The organism is Streptomyces sp. NPDC059224, from assembly GCF_042754285.1.
Lineage (GTDB): Bacteria > Actinomycetota > Actinomycetes > Streptomycetales > Streptomycetaceae > Streptomyces.
The window spans coordinates 22,066-38,253 of sequence record NZ_JBHZAN010000063.1; the positions used below are offsets into that span (position 1 = coordinate 22,066).

Consider the following 16,188-nt stretch of genomic DNA (forward strand, 5'->3'; position numbering starts at 1 on the left):
TCTGATTACCGGGCAGTTGTCAGGGGCTGTGTCCGTGTCGTTTGTAGTGACTGAGGCGGGCTTGGTGTTGGCGTCTGCGGCGCCATGTCGACCAGTGGAGGGTGTGTTCGACAGGGGTGGGTCGGCGGTTGGTGAGCCGGGTGATAAGTCGTCGGATCTCGGCGAGGCTCAGGCGGATGAGCTGGGAGGATCCGTTTCTGCTTTGTCCGTGTCCAGTTCCCGGGCTCGCAGGACGGTGAGGCAGGCGTGGGCTGCCATGGCGAGGGTCATGTGGCGGTGCCAGTCGGGTAGCGGCGGACCTGGTAGTCGTCCAGGCCGCATTCCTGCTTCGCCGTCTGGAAGCATTCCTCGACCGCCCATCGGCCGCCCGCGATGCGGATCAGTTCGTCCAGGGTGGTGCCGGCGGGGCAGTAGGCGATGTAGGAGAATAGGAGATGTCCTCGGGCCGGCTGACGCTGCGGCGGGCGATCACCCAGTGACGGCGGTCCTCGCGCTGCCAGGGCCTCACCTCGACGCGGGCCCAGTCGAAGATCCGCCGGCCGTGCGCTCCCTCGCCGCAGGAAAGGCGTTTCCACTTCTGCCGGGACAGAGCGGGGAACAGGTCGTGGACGGGATGGTCGGTCGACCAGCGGGTGACGACGGTGTCGTGCCGGGTGGTGGCCATGACATGGAAGACATCGGCCTGCTCCAGTTCGAACCGCAAGCCCTTGCTGAAACCGTAGGCGGCGTCCGCCGTCACCCAGCCGAACGGGACCCGGTCGGCGATCGCCTTGCGGACAGTCGCCTTGGCCACCGCCACCTTCGTCTCGAAGGCGACCTCGTCGCCGATACCTGCCCGTCGGCATCGCTCGCGGTCGTCCGTCCAGGACGTGGGCAGATACAGTCGCCGGTCGATCAGTGTGCGTCCGCGGCCGGTGGCGTAGGCCAGGAAGACCCCGACCTGGCAGTTCTCGGTGCGTCCTGCGGTCCCGGAGTACTGGCGCTGAACGCCGGCCGAGCGGGTGCCCTTCTTCAGGAAACCGGTGTCGTCGACGATGAGCACCGCATCCCGGTCGAGATGGTCGACCACGTACCGGCGCACGTCATCGAGGACCTCGTCGGGTCCCACTCGATCCGGTTCAGCATCCGCCGGACACAGTCCGGACCGTCATGGCCGGCCTCCTCGGCCAGGGTCCAGCCGTTCTTGCGCTGCAGCGGAGCAATCAGCCCCCGCATATAGGCCAGCGGCGACTCCCGCGGCTCCGACCGGCTGAACCGGTGCACAAACCGCTCGTGCACCACATCCAATTCACTCGCCCACACACGCACATCACCAAGGTCCCCACCCATGACCACACCAACGAGCGGACTGGCCAGCAGCCACGGTAGACACCGTTGCAGTACCAGGGCGTGTGTCGGAAGTGCTCTAGGTTGGCTGACGTGAGTGAGCGGGGGCGGAGTTATCGATATGTTGGCCCAGTCGAACTGAAGGCCGCGGTCCGTCCTGGTGACGCCGGGCGTCGGATCGGCTCGGTGGCTGACTTCGGTGGCTGGATCGTGGAGCAATCGATGGCGGAGCTGGCCGAGCCGTTCACCTTCGTGGTCGGTATGGACGGTGTGCTTCGGCTGGCGCCGCGGCGAAGCGAGCACGTGGCCTGTGCCGGCGGAGACATGGTGCTGAGTGCCGGCGAGATCAGCTTCATGCGCGAGGCAAACCGGTGGGCCGTGAGCGAGGTCAGCAACCAGTCCACCGGGTACTGCCCGGACGTCACCTCTTGGGCGGAGGTCGCCCGTGCTCTGGACGCTGTAGGGCTCTGGCGGCCGTCCGGCTTTACTCACGAGGTGGTGTTCCGGCGGTGCCCCGACTGCCAGGAGCACAACATCGTGCGGGAGGACGACTTCGTCTGCATCTTCTGCGGCAATGATCTGCCCGCGGCGTGGAATGTGGATCCCATCGCGTGACGGCCGAGGGTCACAGCCACTCGCTGATGGCAGCGACGAGGACGGTCGCCTCGTAGCGGACGGCGAGCCTGTCGTAGCGCGTGGCGACAGCACGGTGTCTCTTGAGGCGGTTGATCCCGCACTCGACCGCGTGGCGTTCGCGGTAGTCGGCCGGGGCGAAGCGTGGCGGCCGGCCGCCACGGGAGCCGAGCTTTCGGCGGTTGCGGGCCTGGGCGGCCTTGTCCGGGATGGTGCAGCGGATTCCACGGCGGCGCAGGTAAGCGCGGTTCTTGCGGGAGGCGTACGCCTTGTCCGCCCGCAAGCACACGATCAGGGCGGACCCGCGGTCGGCCCGGCCCGAGGCGGGGCGCGCGAACCTTCTCCAGCACCAGTCCGAACTGCGGCGAGTCCCCACGCTGCCCTGCCGTCACCACGATCGACATGGGTTTCTGACCCTGCTCGACGGCCAGGTGCAGCTTGGTGGTGAACCCGCCGCGTGAGCGTCCCAGCCCGTGATCACGAGGCTCGGTGAACACCTCACCCGGCGGTTCCTCCTGCAGATCACCCTGCTTGCGGGCACCGGCCGCATGCTGGTGAGCGCGGCAGACCGCGGAGTCAACATTCAGGTCCCAAGTGATCGCACCTCTCGCGTCGGCCAGGGACTGGAGCCGGGTCAGGATGCGTTGCCAGGTGCCGTCCCGCCGCCACCGGCGGAACAGGTCGTAGACCCGCCCCCACGGCGCGTACTCGACGGGCACGTCCCGCCACGGAACACCGGTCCGCACCCGAAACCGTATGCCGTCGATTATCTGCCGCCGAGGCCAGACAGGTGGTCGCCCTGCCTTCGTCCCCTTCGGCACACGGCCTAGGGGCGGGGCAGCGCGCTGAGGATGTGCCGGGTGGATTCGTTGTGGTAGTACGCCGCAAGAGCGGCCCTTCCGGCGTCCCTGTCCCGCATTGCCGCGAGGATTCCGGCATGCTGCTCGTTAGACACTCTCAGCGCCTCGCCAGGGCGACGGATGAGCCGGACCAGCCGGGTGAGCTCCACCTGGGCACGGGCCACCTCGTCGATCAAGGGACCACTCCCGGTGATCTCTGCGATCTTGATGTGGAAGCGCACGTCAAGACGCCGGTACTCGTCCGCCCCCTCCGCCTTGTCCATCCGGGCGATGAGCGCGTCGAGTTCGTCGAGATCTGCTTCACCGGCTCGGGTGGCGGCCAGCATGGTGGCACCCATATCGAGAGATGCACGCAGATCCAGCTGCGATGTCCAGTCGTCCGGCAGGACGGGGCGCTCGCACCCAAGGCCCTCACTCACGAAGGTGCCGCCCCCTCTGCCCGGACGGGCATGGACTCGACCGGCCTCCTGCAGGGCAGCCAGCGCCCGCCGCAACGTGGCGCGGGACACCCCCAGCCGGGTGGCGAGTTCGCGCTCCGGTGGCAGTTGCGATCCCGGCGGCAGGATTCCCAGGATGATCGAGTTACTCAGCCGCTCTACCGTCTCCTCGAAGGCAGTGGCCGGCGTGATGGGTCTGAGCGCATGGTCCTCCGACCAGAGGTCCGTCGCGCGTGGCGTCCCCGCAGGCGTCATGGTTCCCGTCCTACCCAATCGAACCGATCATGCTGTCCGGAAAAGGTACATTTAGCACACCATTGACATATTACCTTCATATCTGGAGGATAAAGGTATAGCGACCAGTCCAAAACATGTGGAGGGGCGAACAATGCCCTTGCTAGCACGCCGATGTACGGCAGAAGCTAATCCGCGCGTCTCGCGCTCCGAGAGGGACGACGGGAGCGTCTGCACGGAACCACGCCGCGGACACACGCTACGGATGCTGTGGGCTCTCCTGTGCCACTCACGCCTCGACATCCAGATCCAACCGGACGACTTCGCCGCCGTGCACACTGCGCGCCGGGCAGTGGCCCGGCAAGCGTTGGCCTGGGGTCTGACGCCGGTCAGTGACGACGCGATCTTGCTCGTGTCCGAGCTGGTCACCAATGCTCTTGAACACTCGATGGGGCCCGCGTCGCTGGCCGTGATACCGCTGAAGTGCGGTGTAAGGGTGGAAGTCCGTGACACGTTGACGTCCCTACCGGTTCGCCGAAGCGAGAGCTCGGATGCCACCTCCGGACGGGGACTGCTGGTGGTCGAAGCCCTCGCCAATTCGTGGGGCGTCGAGACACACGGAACTGGCAAAAGGGTCTGGTGCGAGATCTACGCCCAGAGCAGCGAGCACGGAGACACGTCGCTCTCTCGCCGCACCTCCACCCACCGCCCCCCAGCGAAGCCGTGACCGCGCCCCCTGCTTCCTGCGCCGGCTGTCTGAATGGTGTGTCCGACGGACCAGAACGACCTGGCCGATGGTTGATGCTGCCGAAGGCACGCTCGACGATGCTTTTGGCAGTGGGAGCATGGGGCGGGGCGGGGCGGGCTGGACGCTGATGCCGCGGCTTTCGCGGCTGGCGGTGAACGCGCGGGAGACGAAGACCTCGCCGCGGTCGACGACACCGAGCGGCCGCGCCGGCCAGGCGCTCGTCCAGGGTGGTCAGCCGCTGGTGGCGCAGTCGAGGTGTGGTCCATGCGCAGGATGTCCGGCCGGGTGGGGTGGGCGAGGTACGGGACGGCCATCTCCGCGCTAGCAGCAGGACCGCGTCGACGGCTTGGGCGCGCTGGGGCACAGGACTGCGGCGTTCACCGGGGCGGGTGAGGATGGTGACGAGCCGGCGCGGCGAGGCCCGGGACGGAGCGGGCACCGTTGCGGGGCCGTGTCCGATTCCAGGTTCTGGTTGATCAGGGGGAACAGGCCGTTGATGGTGCCCTTTGGACCGGCCGCGCCGGCAGCGCAGGGCCTCGCGGACGGCAGCGACCTCCATCCGGTCGAGAGTGTGCTCCAAGCGGGCCAGGACGTCCTTGGACCCGTTTGTCGGCCAGCCCGGTGGGGCTTGGGAGTGCTGAGGTATCGAGGAACCCCGCGGACCTTGTTTACGGTAGCCGCGCCGCATGCGCTGCACCATGGTGCGTGAGGCGTGGCCGAAACCGAGCGCGGTCAGCTCCTTGGCCTCGGCCTGCTCCCGCTCGGCCAGCGTGTGCTGCTCGGGGTCGCCGCCGCGGGGCTTCTTCGCTGCCGGGCCTCTCGGCAAGGCCGGGTTCAACCTCTTTTACGTGCCGCTGCCCGGCAGTGCCTTTTGGCGGGCCACGGCGAGGGCGGTCCCGAACAGCCCTCACTTTGGGGCGGCTTGAGGCACGTCGGTCCGATGGCAGTGAAGCCGGGGTCGGAGAACAGATGCCCGGCGAGCACGGTCTGCCCTCCGCCGTCTGGTCCGAGGAGGTTGATGTCTTGGCCTGACAGCGCGACCACCCGCCACTTCACGCCGCGGAACCGGACGTGAACTCCGACGTTCACGGGTGTCCGGGCATTGCGGCGCACGCTCACGCGGCGCCGTCCGTTGTGTCAGGGCTGCTCCCGATGTGGGGGCTGACCAGGCAGACTTCCAGCAGTTGACCAGCGACGATGTCATATCCCACGGCCCGAACCACTCCGGCAGATCCCGCCACTGCACACCCGTCTGCACCCGGTACAGAACCCCGTTGATCACCCGCCGGTTATCGCTCAACCAACCCCTCCACGAGCACCACCAGGAAGCGCAACGACTCCATCCCCCAACCCGTGTTCTTGCTGGTATGCGTGACAACCAGCTCAAGCAGTCACTGCCCGAGCGCCGGGCCGAGGGTGTCACTGATCAGGTGGCGGTGTTTCCTCAGGCGAGCGGCGAGGAAGCGCGGGGCAGAGCAGGACACGTCGACGCCGGACGGGTAGACAAGCATGCGATGCCTCGCAGCTGGAACTCTGCCTTGGGCAGGCCTTCGAGGTAGGGGTATGCGCCGTCCGGCGGAAAGATGAAGTCATGCCGCCCCCAGACGATCAGGGTCGGCGGCTGGTAACTCCAAACGTACTCCTGGAACCATGGGTAGAGGGTGACATTGGTGCCGTAGTCGTGGGACGGGTCGAGCTGGATGCCCCAGTTTCCCGGGCGGGCAAGCTGGGTTCTGCCGTGAAGCCGGCTGAACGGGTCCAGGTGGCTCAGGTCCCGCACGCCGGTGGTGTACTGCGACTTGATCGCCTCGTCGGCGAAGACAGGCGTCAGCGCCCTGCGGTTCTCCTCGGTTTCCTCGTCCCGCTACTTCTTGATCGGGTCCCAGAACTCGCGCGGCCTCGCCGGTATCCGGCCCTCCTCGCGCCTCTGCCGCAGGAAGCCCTGATCCTCGCAGGAGCGCAGCAGCCGGGACGATACGCTCGTCCGCTCGGACAGCCGTTTGATCCTCATCACAACTCCTTGACGACGATTTGCCTTCTCACTGATGTCAAGGTTGGAGGGTAGTGGAGACACCGCGACCGCGGACCTCAACGTGAGCGACGGCCGCCACCCCCAGTTCTGACCTGTAGGAGATCTGCATGTCCGTCGCTGAATTGTTCGAACCTCTCACTCTCCGCCACGGGCCGGCAATGAGGAACCGATTCATGCTGGCGCCACTCACGAACCAACAGAGTGAGCGTGACGGTTCCGTCTCGAAATTCGATCTGGACTGGATGGAGCAGCTCGCCCGAAGCTGCTACGCCTTGATACAAACCGGTGCCGCTACAGTCGAGGCCAGCGGCATCGGATATGAGCGGCAGTTGGGCATCCACTCCGATGAACATCTGTACGGGCTGACGCAGATGGCCACCGTGATCCGCGACGGAGGCGGCCTTTCCGCAGTGCAGCTGCATCACGCCGGGCATCGGGCCAGTCCAGAATTGGGGGGAGTGCCGGCTCCGGCTTCTAGCCGCACGCTTCCGGGCGTCAGGGCGCTGACAACGGAGGAGGTAGAACGAATCCGTGACAGCTTCATCGCAGCAGCGAGAAGGGCAGAGCTAGCAGGCTTCGACGGCGTCGCGCTCCACGGTGCTTTCGGCTGGATCCTCTCAGAATTCATGTCCCCCCTCCTCAATAACCGCGTCGACAAGTACGGTGGCAGTACCGAGAACCGAGCTCGTCTCACGATCGAGGTGATCGAAGGCATTCGCAGGGAATGCGGCCCAAACTTTCAGATCGGTTGGCGCCTGTCAGTCGAGCGATACGGGCTGCTCCTGGAGGAGCTGCGTGAAATAACAGCTGAGATTCTCGACCGAGAACTGATCGACTACCTAGACCTGGCCCTGTGGGACTCGGCCCAGATCGCGCGAGAGGGAGTCTTCAGGGGGCGGACGATGCTCAGTGTCTTCACGAGCCTTCCCCGGAAGGGTGTACGGCTGGGAGCAGCGGGCAAAATCATGAGCGCCCAGCGCGCCGGGCAGCTACTGGATGAAGGTTGCGACTTTGTACTGATCGGTCGTGCCGGAATTCTCCAGCGAGACTTTCCTCTGCAAGTAAAGAAGAATGCAATGTATGACAGCCCAGAACTGCCGGTCAGGGCGCAGTACCTGCGTGACGGAGGCATGAGCGAGCTCTTCATTAACCACATGCGGGGATGGCCGAGCTTCGTTCAGCGCTTCAGTGTGTGAGCAGAACCTCATATCGGGAACTACACCTTCGACCCGGAATTCGCTCATCAGCCGGCCATGCGAACCTCCAGCCTTGATCTCGCCTGGAGAAGTGCGAGACGCTCATCATCGTCGACTAAGCCCAAGCATAGCCGGGTCAAAAATAGAACGAGCTGGGCCGCAATTTCATATGGACGGCAGAGACCAGCCAAATTATCGACTAAAAGACGTTTGGGAAATCCCTCCCCCGACGGTTTCCTGAGGTCATTCCATCCCAGAAGATGTGGAGGTACAGCGAACATGTATCGCCTTCAGCCGCTCGCTAACGGTCTGCACACAGATCATCCCATCCCTGGGATACCTTTCGTTGACGACAGCCACATCTCGATCGACGATCCCGCCGCCCTAGAGGCCTTCATTTCCCGAAAAGACGGCGTCGCAATGGGTCGATGGGAGAGAATGAACGAGGCTCACGGTGCGTGGATCGCCTACGCGACCGACCCGCTCCGGCCGGAACTTGCCTGGGCCGTCCGCCACCATCCCGGGCACGGCCGCACGGTTCTGCTGCTCCTCAACAAGGATGCGCGCCGGTGGCACAGCAGCTGGAGGGGGCCCAAACTCCTGTTCCGCCAGGGCGGATACTGGTGGGACGGCACCACCTGGTACCGACCCGACCAGGCATGGGACGCCACCTGCAAGAACTTCTCTCACCGGCCGGTCCCGGACGCGACCACCATCACCGCCGCCGACATCCTCGACGAAAACGCCCGCATCGATGACCGCCTGCTGTTGGACATCTACAGCTTCGATCCGGAAGCTAAGCCACCAGATTCGTGGAACGAGCACTTGGCTATGTGGGCCTCACAGCGAGGCGCCGACGCGCGCCCTCTCTCGCAGTGCGTGGTACGACTTTCTGCGCCTGAGCTTGCCGCCGATCAGCCCATTGGGGTGCCAAAGATCTCGAGAATCGGACACATCGTGGCTCCGACGCGTCGCAGGCTGAGCCTGCTGGACACACGGTGGATAGACGCTGGCGGCGCCCATGACCTGTTGGAACGCCCTGGTGGTCGCTCGATCTGGCTGTCGCCCACGGCTCTTGCCCGACACATTCGGGGGTCCAAGAGTCGGGAGCCGGAATCACGGTCAGCCGCAGAAGGATGAAGGTGAGCAGGGACGTGCTACGAGCGGTCTGCGCGTAAATCTCGCACAGACGCACTTGCCGACTCTGTGCGCATGGCACGACTGAAGTCATGGCAGATCTTCCACAGACCCCGCATCAGCCCCAACCGCATGACCCTCATCACCAAAGCCGTTCTCACCCTGGAGCGGCAACGCTGAAAACTCGTGCAGTGATCATCAGCAACCGGCGGATCACGGGCCTGACGGCCGATGTGATTGCTGAACTCGTAGCTGAGATCGGCCCGTTGTGGCACGAGCGCCAACAAGCCAGGCTCGCCTCCAGACAGCGGAACCGGGCAGTGGGCGCCGGTGCAAAGCACCGGCTGGTGTTCGTCGATCGGCTGCTCGCCACCCTGGTTCATCTCCGTCACTGCACGACCCACGATGTGCTGGCCTGCCGGTTCGGCGTGGACCGCTCGACCATCACCCGGGCCATCGTCGAGGTACGGGCCCCTGCTCGCCGAGCGGGGATGCACCGTCAGCCCCGACGTTCGGCTGCGAAGTCCGGCCGAAGTCGTCGATCTCTCGGTGTGACCGGGAAGGCCGGCATCATTGACGGCACCGAGATCCGAGTCCGCCGCCCGGCCGCCGAACGCAAGGACCGGGACAGATTCATCTCCGGCAAGAACAAGCAGAACGCCGTCAAATCTCCTGGCCGACGGACCCGCGGTCGAGATCCGCGCCGACGCCGCGGCTACCAGGGTCTGGGTGCTCAGCTCGGCGGACGCGTGGTGACACCACCGCACCGCAAGTTCAAGAAGAACGCCCCGGACTGGTACGAGGAGATCTACGAGCGCGAGCGCAAAGCGCACTCCTCGCGCCGCATCCGAGTCGAGCACGGCATCGCCCACCTGAAAAACTGGCGGGCCCCGGCCCGCCACCTCGACCGCCGCGAACATGAGCGACACCGTTCAAGCCATCGCCGGCCTGCTGTCCCACCAACAGATCGCGGACCTCAAATCCGCACGGCAGATGTGAACCCCGAGCCCCACCGAAGTCCTCGACGTCTCACTGCCTACCCTGCACGAGCTCGTTAGACCTGGCGTGACACCAGACGGCGAAGCAGCGGTGGCACGGTCGACTCCGATACTCCTAAGCGCGCCGCAAAGACTTGAAATATGTGTGCGGCCACGGATAGGGGACGCCCTTAGGAATCTTCGAAGCCGAAGTATGGTGAGCTAATCGAGCTGGCCATAAGCGTTAGAGATAATTCCATCCACTCCATTCGCCACCATGAACCCCCCCTGCTATATGCAGCTTCACAGTAATTGCCCCCGAGCGCATCATGACCACCTACGGCGCGCACCGATAAAACAGCCGGAGCGGTAATTTGGTGCGCTCAACTTGCTATCGATCTTCGCACGGCACGGCGTGCCGCACGGTATGGCCAGTGCCGCCGAAAAGGTATCTATCTGGCCATACTGCTTGACCTCGCAGCGTTGAAGGCTACACTTACTGAGAAAGGTTCACATCTATGTGATTGCCGGCGACAGGGAGTGACGATGAGAATCAAGGAGCTTTCGGAGCGGGTCGGTGTATCCACCCGCCTTTTGCGCTACTACGAAGAGCAGGGCCTTATCACCCCGCGTCGCGAAGAGAACGGCTATCGACGCTACGACGAAGCGGCTGTGGAGCGAGTTGAGCAGATTCGCGGCCTGCTCGGAGCCGGGCTTACTACGGAGATCATCCGGGAGGTTCTCCCATGCCTGGGTGCCGCGGCGTGCTCCCAGTATGACGACCCCGAGTTCGTTCGCCGGATCGCAGCAGAACGAGACCGGTTGCGGGAACGCGTCACCATACTGACGCAGAACATCAATGCTCTAGACAACTACCTGAGCGCCGTGTCCCAGGTTGCACCGTCCGCTGATGCCGCCTGACTTGTCGCCGTCCGCGACAGCACCAGCTTCCCCACCACCGCTTAGCTAGCCTCCTACACCGGCCTCGCCCCGACCACGAAGTCGTCAGGGACCTCGATCCACGACGAATAGGCCCCACGCGGCGGCAACCGGCAGCTCAAACGAGCGATGTTCCTGTCCCCTTCGCCACCCTCCACGACCCCGGTTCAGGTCGGCCAGAACCGGGAGGCCCAGTCGACGGCATGCGTTGACGATGCGGTATCTGCGGGCCGCCGTGAGATCGTGTGAGGTCGCGCAACCTCCTAGATCCACAGGGTCGTCTGTCGGGATCGGTGACGACCTGAACGTTCACTCCGCCTTCCAAGTAGTCACACGTATCTCACTGTCTCGGTCACGCACCGCGGACTCCCTCGGCCAGCACGTACCGCGCTCGCGCCCTTACCTCGCACGGACGGGGAGCCCCGGCGCTCTCCTGGTAAGCAGTGTCACGACAGAACGGAACCAACGGGGCAACAGAGGTGAGAGGTCGGATACCCCCTCAGCTGTCAGGGAACCCTGCCCGTTCCGCATCAAGGCCCACCATCGACCCCACCCGATCAGTGACCACGCTGACAAAGCTCAGTGATAGGCGTGGACCACGGCGTGACCCTTGCCGCGGCCGATCATCCACTTGTTCACCGGGGTCGTCAGCAGGAACGCGACCGCGAAGCCGCCCAGCAGGGACGTCCAGAACAGGGTTTCGTACAGGTGGGCGTCCATCGCGCCGGGGACCAGGGCGATGATCCCGTTGTCGACGAGTTCCATCACGATGATGGAAACGGTGTCGGCGGCAAGCGCCACCTTGAGGGCGGTCTTCAAGCCCAGGCCCGCCTTGCGGATCGCGAACAGCGTCAGCGAGTAGCCGAACACGAAGGCCAGCGCGATCGCCAGGACCATGGTCGTCACGTTGCCCCACAGCAGGGCAGTGCCGATCGCCATACCGAGGATCTCGCCGATGGCGCAGCCTGTCAGGCAGTGCAGCGTCGCCTTCGCGGCAGACCCCCACGTCACTCTGCCCGTGTGGTGCCCACCGTGGCCCTCGTGCGCCTGGTGCGCGGCGTGGTCGTGCGCGGTGCCATCGTGGTATGCGCTGTGGTCCATGTCATCCCCTCGTACGTCCGGTGTACGCCGTCCCCCTCCCCGGAAACGCGATACCCCAATGGGGTATTCCGCGATCAGAGCACGGCAGCACGCCGGTTGGCGTGCACGGCCGCCTGGTGCCGGGGGGAGTCCTCGCCGAGCGGGGTGTTCATCCGGGAGTTCGCGGCGGTCTGGGACCCGGTAGTAGCGTCCGCCATCTTGTTGGCGTCGGGGAAGGAGAAGTCGCCCTTCTCCGTCTCCCCATCGCCCGTTTGATGCTTGATCATCGCCTCCATCAAGGCGGTGTCGAACGCCTCCCGGATGCCTTCTCGAGGCTGTCCATGTCCTCGGCCGTCATCATGCCGCCCATATCGTCGATGAATTGGTCGATGGCTTTCTCGGCCGGGATGTCCCCGTCCCAGGAAGTCAGGCCCCGGCAAGGTCTTGATCTCCGGACGCCTTAAGCTCGCCGTACGGTTGCCCCCTGGCCGAGCCGCGCTCGGCGGGCTCCACGGCGGCTGCACGGAGAAAGTCGGCGACCTTGCCCGACACGATGCAGGGTGACCGCCGACTTCGGGCCGGAACGTCCTCCTCGATGGGGGTGTGGTCGGATATGAAGGCCGGCGACAGGCGTGCGGATCACCCCACGACTGACGCCGTGGTCGCGGGCGAGGGTCACGGTGGAGCGGCCTACCAGGTACACCGGACGGACGATGTCGGTCTTCGTGACCGTCATGGCGGGCAGCATCCGCCCTCCCCGCGACGGCGTCCCCCTCTCGGTTCCCCGCCGCGACGGGACACACCTACGCGCCGCCTGATCCGCACCGGCAGCTGCGACCAGCCCCCACCAGGAGCGCCGGTCCGAGAAACATCGTCGGCCGGTCGAACTTTCCGGCCCGCCACCGCATCGTGCAGGTATGACCGGCACCACCATTGAGGAACGACACATGAATCCGCTGTCCCCAGGCCACCACGTCATCGAGGTCGACGGGATCCCCCAGGAGTACGAGGTCCGCGGGCAGGGGCCCGCAGTGTGCCTAGCGCTGAGCGGGGGCCCCGGGATCGACGACGGCTACCTGCGGTTCCCGCTGCTGGAGGAGGACATCACGATGGTCTACCCGACGCAGGTCGGGACGACCGCTGAGAGCAGGCTTCCGAGCCACCCCGACGGGTACACCTTGGACGTCTACGCCCGCTTCACCCACGCCGTCGTGGAGCACCTCGGCCTATCCCGGGTACATCTGCTCGGTCACTCCGCGGGCGGCTTCTTCGCCCAGCGGTACGCCCTGACGTACCCCGAGCGGCTGGCTGGGCTGGTCCTCTACGACTCCCTGGCGCACAACACGGAGGAACTGGTCAAGGAGGCCACCGCCCGGCTGGCGGAGTTCGCGGATCGCTTCCCGGGCGACCCGCGGGTGGCACCCGTCCTCGCGGCCTGGACGGACGACACCATCGCGGACACCGACGAAGCCCGGACCGAGCACCTGCGTGCCCTGCTGCCTGCCTACTTCGCGGACTACTGGGGCCGGGAGGAGGAGTTCGCGCGGCTGGCCGGGCTGAGGGTCACCCACGTGACCGGCGGCGCCTTCGACCACCGCGGACACCTGGACACCATCATGACGCCCACACTGGTGGTGGTCGGAGCGTACGACTTCATCTGCGGCCCCCGGTGGGCGCGGGCAATGGACGACGAACTCCCGAACTCCACCGTGGTAACTCTGAAGACAAGTGGCCATTTCGGACATATCGAGCAGCCGGAGGAATTCGCCGCCGCCGTACTTGGCTTCGTGCGGAGCGTGAAGAACGGAGGACGACGATGACGATTGTGCCGTTCGGGCTGGCAGAGCGCACGGAAATCGAGGCGTACGGGGACTTCGCGGCGGGCGCGGCGGACGTGCCAGGCTCCGCGGCGGAACGGCTGGGGGCCGCCGCCCTGCGGACCGGGCCCGCGCTGGCCCTCTGCGTCCGGGAGGACCCCAGCGGTTTCTTCAACCGGGCCGGAGGATTCGCCGACGATGTGCCCGTCGGCGCCGACGTGCTCACCCATGTTCGGGACTTCTACCGCGAGCAGGGCCTGCGGCAGGGCTCGATGATGATCGCGCCCACGCTCCTGCCGGAGGACTGGCCCGTCGTCGCCAAGCGGCTGGGACTCACGGCGGGGAGTTCATTCGTCAAGCTCGGGTGGGACCTTGCCGCGGAGACGCCGGCACCCGACGGGCTCCCGCCCCTGGACGCGGGGCTCCGTGTCGGCCTGGTCGAGCCGCGCCAGGCGAAGGAGTGGGCCACTGTCATGATGACCACCTTCGGCTTCGGTGCGCCCGACATGATCGAGCTGGCCGCGTCCTGCGTCGGCCGACCGGACTGGCGGCAGTACGCGGTCTACGACGGCGAGCGGATCGTCGCGGTCGGAAGCGTCTACCTGAACGGAGACTGCGCCGACATGTTCGGCGGCGCCACGCTGCCCGAGGCCCGAGGCCGGGGTGCCCAGTCCGCGCTGCTCCTCGCCCGGGCTGCCGCGGCCCGCGAGGCTGGCTGCCGATGGCTAGTCGCCGAGACGGGTGCGGAGCGGGAAGGCAAACGCAACACCTCACTGCGCAACATGCTGCGGACCGGTTTCGAGCCCCTTTACGAACGGGTCACCTGGGTCTGGCGCGAAGAGGCTTGAGCGCGGGCCGGCGGCGGTCTGTGCGGGTGGCGCTCGCACGCGCCACCCGCACAGACCCGGGCTACCCCAGCCACCACTCTCTGTGCCCCCTCCGCACCGCTTCAGCGAACAGGTCGGCGGGGGTGGTGGAGGTGCAGCCTGACCGCCTGGCCGCCCTCAAGGAAGTACACCCATGTCACGCCGGGCGGGCAGTGGTACGGGTCTTCCGGCGGATTGCGCATCGCGTCCTCCCAGACCACCACGTCACCGCCGGCCACGACATTGACCAGGGAGTGCCGCACGCCGGCGGACAGATCGCGGCCGAGTGCGGCGACCAGCCGGTCCCGGCCGGTGCGCCTGCCGTCCGGCCAGACGACCTCCAGCTTCGGCGACCAGTGCTTCCTCAGGACTGAGGCGGACTCGCCGCGGTGGGCAGCAAGCATCGCCTCCTCCCCCAGCCCGCGGTGCCGCCCGGTCAGCGCCGCGATGTCGTCGTGCGCGCCGTCCGCCGCGGCCAGCAGGGCCTCCGCGAGTTTGGCCCGGCCCTGATGCAGCCGGCTGCGGACGGTGCCGACGGGGACCGCCGACACCGCGGCGATGTCCTCATAAGACGCGGTCTCGGTGAAGTAGCGCAGCAGCATGGCGAGCCGGAGCCCCGGGGAGAGCTGCGCCAGGGCGGTCCCGATCCAGTCCCGCAGCGCGTACTGCTCGATCAGCTCCGCCGGGTCAGGCGCGGTGGACCGCTCCAGCCGGACGAGCGCGTCGGTCTCCAAAGGAACGGCCGACGTGCGGCGCAGCATGGCCCGGCAGACGTTGCGCACCACTGTGCGCAGCCACGGCCCCACGGCGTCCGGGTCCCGTATGTCGCCGATCCGCCGGAGGGCGACGATCGACGCCTCCTGGACCGCGTCCTCGGCCTCCGGTCCGTACCCGAGCAGGCCAGCCGCCACTGCGTGCATGCCTGCCCGGTGCCTGGCCAGCAGCAGTCCGAGGGAACTGGCGTCGCCGGCCCGCGCGGCCCGCAGGAGCTGCGCGTCCGGCTCCTCGGCGCCTGCGGGCATGTCGGTCATCCCGCAAGGATACGGCCGCGTCGGCGGCAGGCGTAGCCGCTCCGGCTCCGAGGACCGCGAACCCTCCGGCGTCTTCAGCGTCGCCACCGGGTCACCCAGCGGCGCCGGGTCCACCCGCCGGGCGACACCCGCGACGGTGGCGTGCAGCCGCTTCTCTGCGACCTTCCGCACCTCCAACACCTGCCGGGCCAGCACCCTCACCCCGGTTGCGGCGCAGCAGCCCACCGCGTGACCAAACAGCGCCTTCGGGCTCTCGTCGTGCGTCCACGCCCCCCCGTGCAGGAATATGCGGAACCGCCGCGACCACTCCGCATCCTCGTACTCCTGGTAGTCGCAGGCGGCGTCCCGGATCTCTTGGGCGTGCTCGTACTCCTTCTTCCGCCGCTCGGTGTACCGCTCCACCGCCGACGGGTCCCCTCGTTGCCGGGCGGAGCGGCCAGATGCTCGACCACCGGCCACGCCGCGTCGAGCGGGTCGTCCGGGAGGAACCAACCGATGGAGCGCACCGTGCGCATCTGGGGGCGAAGCCCAGGCGGTGGCGCGTGGAGCGGCGCCGGGCGATCAGACCGCGGTCGGCGTCCTTCCAGGAAGAAGAACCGCTTCCGTTCGGGGCGGGTCGGCTACGGCGGACTTCCCGTACGCCTCAGCCTGCTCATAGGTCAGAACCTCAGCATCCACGGCTGTACCGACGTTCCCGATGCCGTATGAGGGCACAGACCTTCCCGCCCCCGGGGCAGTTGGAACATGAGCCATCCGGGGTCGGTGGCACAGCGTGGCGCCTGCTCGACCGGACGTGACGGTTTCCTGGTCCCCTGTCTCTCCAACTTCGTTCTCAACCAACTCAGAAGCCATGGTCCAGCTAGCGATGTCCCTCT

14 protein-coding genes and 6 pseudogenes are annotated in these 16,188 nt (G+C 66.6%); 10 read left to right on the forward strand and 10 right to left on the reverse strand.

The window, feature by feature from the left end; all coding sequences use genetic code 11:
- Positions 1-168: 168 nt before the first annotated feature.
- A pseudogene (locus ACFXI4_RS41900) lies at positions 169-1,329 on the reverse strand (IS701 family transposase).
- Between the two features lie 90 nt (positions 1,330-1,419).
- Here ACFXI4_RS41900 and ACFXI4_RS41905 point away from each other — a divergent pair.
- Positions 1,420-1,941 (forward strand): hypothetical protein, encoded by a 522-nt coding sequence (locus ACFXI4_RS41905; protein ID WP_385002185.1) that lies wholly within the window; start codon positions 1,420-1,422, stop codon positions 1,939-1,941.
- Positions 1,942-1,951: 10 nt separating this feature from the next.
- On the opposite strand, the pseudogene ACFXI4_RS41910 reads toward ACFXI4_RS41905, so the two are convergent.
- Positions 1,952-2,825 (reverse strand): annotated as a pseudogene (locus ACFXI4_RS41910) (IS5 family transposase).
- Positions 2,786-3,511, reverse strand: a complete 726-nt coding sequence (locus ACFXI4_RS41915; protein ID WP_385002187.1) for a FadR/GntR family transcriptional regulator — start codon at positions 3,509-3,511, stop codon at positions 2,786-2,788. Before ACFXI4_RS41915 ends, ACFXI4_RS41910 begins: the two are co-directional and overlap by 40 nt.
- A 244-nt stretch (positions 3,512-3,755) precedes the next feature.
- Here ACFXI4_RS41915 and ACFXI4_RS41920 point away from each other — a divergent pair, with 244 nt between their 5' ends.
- On the forward strand, positions 3,756-4,217 hold the full coding sequence (locus ACFXI4_RS41920; RefSeq protein ID WP_385002190.1) for an ATP-binding protein: 462 nt from the start codon (positions 3,756-3,758) through the stop codon (positions 4,215-4,217).
- Positions 4,218-5,411: 1,194 nt separating this feature from the next.
- On the opposite strand, the pseudogene ACFXI4_RS41925 reads toward ACFXI4_RS41920, so the two are convergent.
- The 3 genes and pseudogenes from ACFXI4_RS41925 to ACFXI4_RS41935 all read right to left on the reverse strand — a co-directional run.
- A pseudogene (locus ACFXI4_RS41925) lies at positions 5,412-5,529 on the reverse strand (transposase); the annotation flags it as partial.
- A 153-nt stretch (positions 5,530-5,682) separates the two neighbouring features.
- Positions 5,683-6,018 (reverse strand): alpha/beta fold hydrolase, encoded by a 336-nt coding sequence (locus ACFXI4_RS41930; RefSeq protein WP_385002193.1) that lies wholly within the window; start codon positions 6,016-6,018, stop codon positions 5,683-5,685.
- An 84-nt stretch (positions 6,019-6,102) separates the two neighbouring features.
- On the reverse strand, positions 6,103-6,249 hold the full coding sequence (locus tag ACFXI4_RS41935; RefSeq protein WP_385002196.1) for a hypothetical protein: 147 nt from the start codon (positions 6,247-6,249) through the stop codon (positions 6,103-6,105).
- 128 nt (positions 6,250-6,377) lie between these two features.
- Between ACFXI4_RS41935 and ACFXI4_RS41940 the strand changes: the two genes are divergently transcribed.
- The 6 genes and pseudogenes from ACFXI4_RS41940 to ACFXI4_RS41965 all read left to right on the forward strand — a co-directional run.
- A complete protein-coding gene (locus ACFXI4_RS41940; RefSeq protein WP_385002199.1) occupies positions 6,378-7,466 on the forward strand; it encodes an NADH:flavin oxidoreductase in 1,089 nt (362 codons plus the stop codon).
- A gap of 279 nt (positions 7,467-7,745) precedes the next feature.
- Positions 7,746-8,606, forward strand: coding sequence for a hypothetical protein (locus ACFXI4_RS41945; protein WP_385002202.1), 861 nt, complete (start codon positions 7,746-7,748; stop codon positions 8,604-8,606).
- Positions 8,607-8,672: 66 nt separating this feature from the next.
- Positions 8,673-8,783 (forward strand): annotated as a pseudogene (locus ACFXI4_RS41950) (IS5/IS1182 family transposase); the annotation flags it as partial.
- Between the two features lie 11 nt (positions 8,784-8,794).
- The gene (locus tag ACFXI4_RS41955) at positions 8,795-9,661 is read left to right on the forward strand and encodes a transposase family protein (RefSeq protein WP_385002205.1); all 867 of its coding nucleotides are present in this window, start codon (positions 8,795-8,797) and stop codon (positions 9,659-9,661) included.
- A 465-nt stretch (positions 9,662-10,126) separates the two neighbouring features.
- Entirely contained in the window at positions 10,127-10,501 is a 375-nt protein-coding gene (locus ACFXI4_RS41960; protein ID WP_385002208.1) for a MerR family transcriptional regulator, read from the forward strand.
- Positions 10,502-10,609: pseudogene (locus tag ACFXI4_RS41965) on the forward strand (transposase); the annotation flags it as partial.
- Between the two features lie 489 nt (positions 10,610-11,098).
- On the opposite strand, the gene ACFXI4_RS41970 reads toward ACFXI4_RS41965, so the two are convergent.
- Together ACFXI4_RS41970 and ACFXI4_RS41975 are read right to left on the reverse strand one after the other, a co-directional pair.
- Positions 11,099-11,620, reverse strand: a complete 522-nt coding sequence (locus tag ACFXI4_RS41970) for a DUF4396 domain-containing protein (protein ID WP_385002211.1) — start codon at positions 11,618-11,620, stop codon at positions 11,099-11,101.
- A 74-nt stretch (positions 11,621-11,694) separates the two neighbouring features.
- Positions 11,695-11,886 (reverse strand): hypothetical protein, encoded by a 192-nt coding sequence (locus ACFXI4_RS41975; protein ID WP_385002214.1) that lies wholly within the window; start codon positions 11,884-11,886, stop codon positions 11,695-11,697.
- Between the two features lie 660 nt (positions 11,887-12,546).
- Between ACFXI4_RS41975 and ACFXI4_RS41980 the strand changes: the two genes are divergently transcribed.
- Together ACFXI4_RS41980 and ACFXI4_RS41985 are read left to right on the forward strand one after the other, a co-directional pair.
- Entirely contained in the window at positions 12,547-13,419 is an 873-nt protein-coding gene (locus tag ACFXI4_RS41980; protein ID WP_385002217.1) for an alpha/beta fold hydrolase, read from the forward strand.
- Positions 13,416-14,264, forward strand: a complete 849-nt coding sequence (locus ACFXI4_RS41985; protein ID WP_385002220.1) for a GNAT family N-acetyltransferase — start codon at positions 13,416-13,418, stop codon at positions 14,262-14,264. Before ACFXI4_RS41980 ends, ACFXI4_RS41985 begins: the two co-directional genes overlap by 4 nt.
- 101 nt (positions 14,265-14,365) lie before the next feature.
- Here ACFXI4_RS41985 and ACFXI4_RS41990 read toward each other — a convergent pair whose 3' ends face one another.
- On the reverse strand, positions 14,366-15,313 hold the full coding sequence (locus tag ACFXI4_RS41990) for an RNA polymerase sigma factor (protein ID WP_385002226.1): 948 nt from the start codon (positions 15,311-15,313) through the stop codon (positions 14,366-14,368).
- A gap of 15 nt (positions 15,314-15,328) precedes the next feature.
- A pseudogene (locus ACFXI4_RS41995) lies at positions 15,329-15,991 on the reverse strand (DUF4158 domain-containing protein); the annotation flags it as partial.
- Positions 15,992-16,188: the final 197 nt, after the last annotated feature.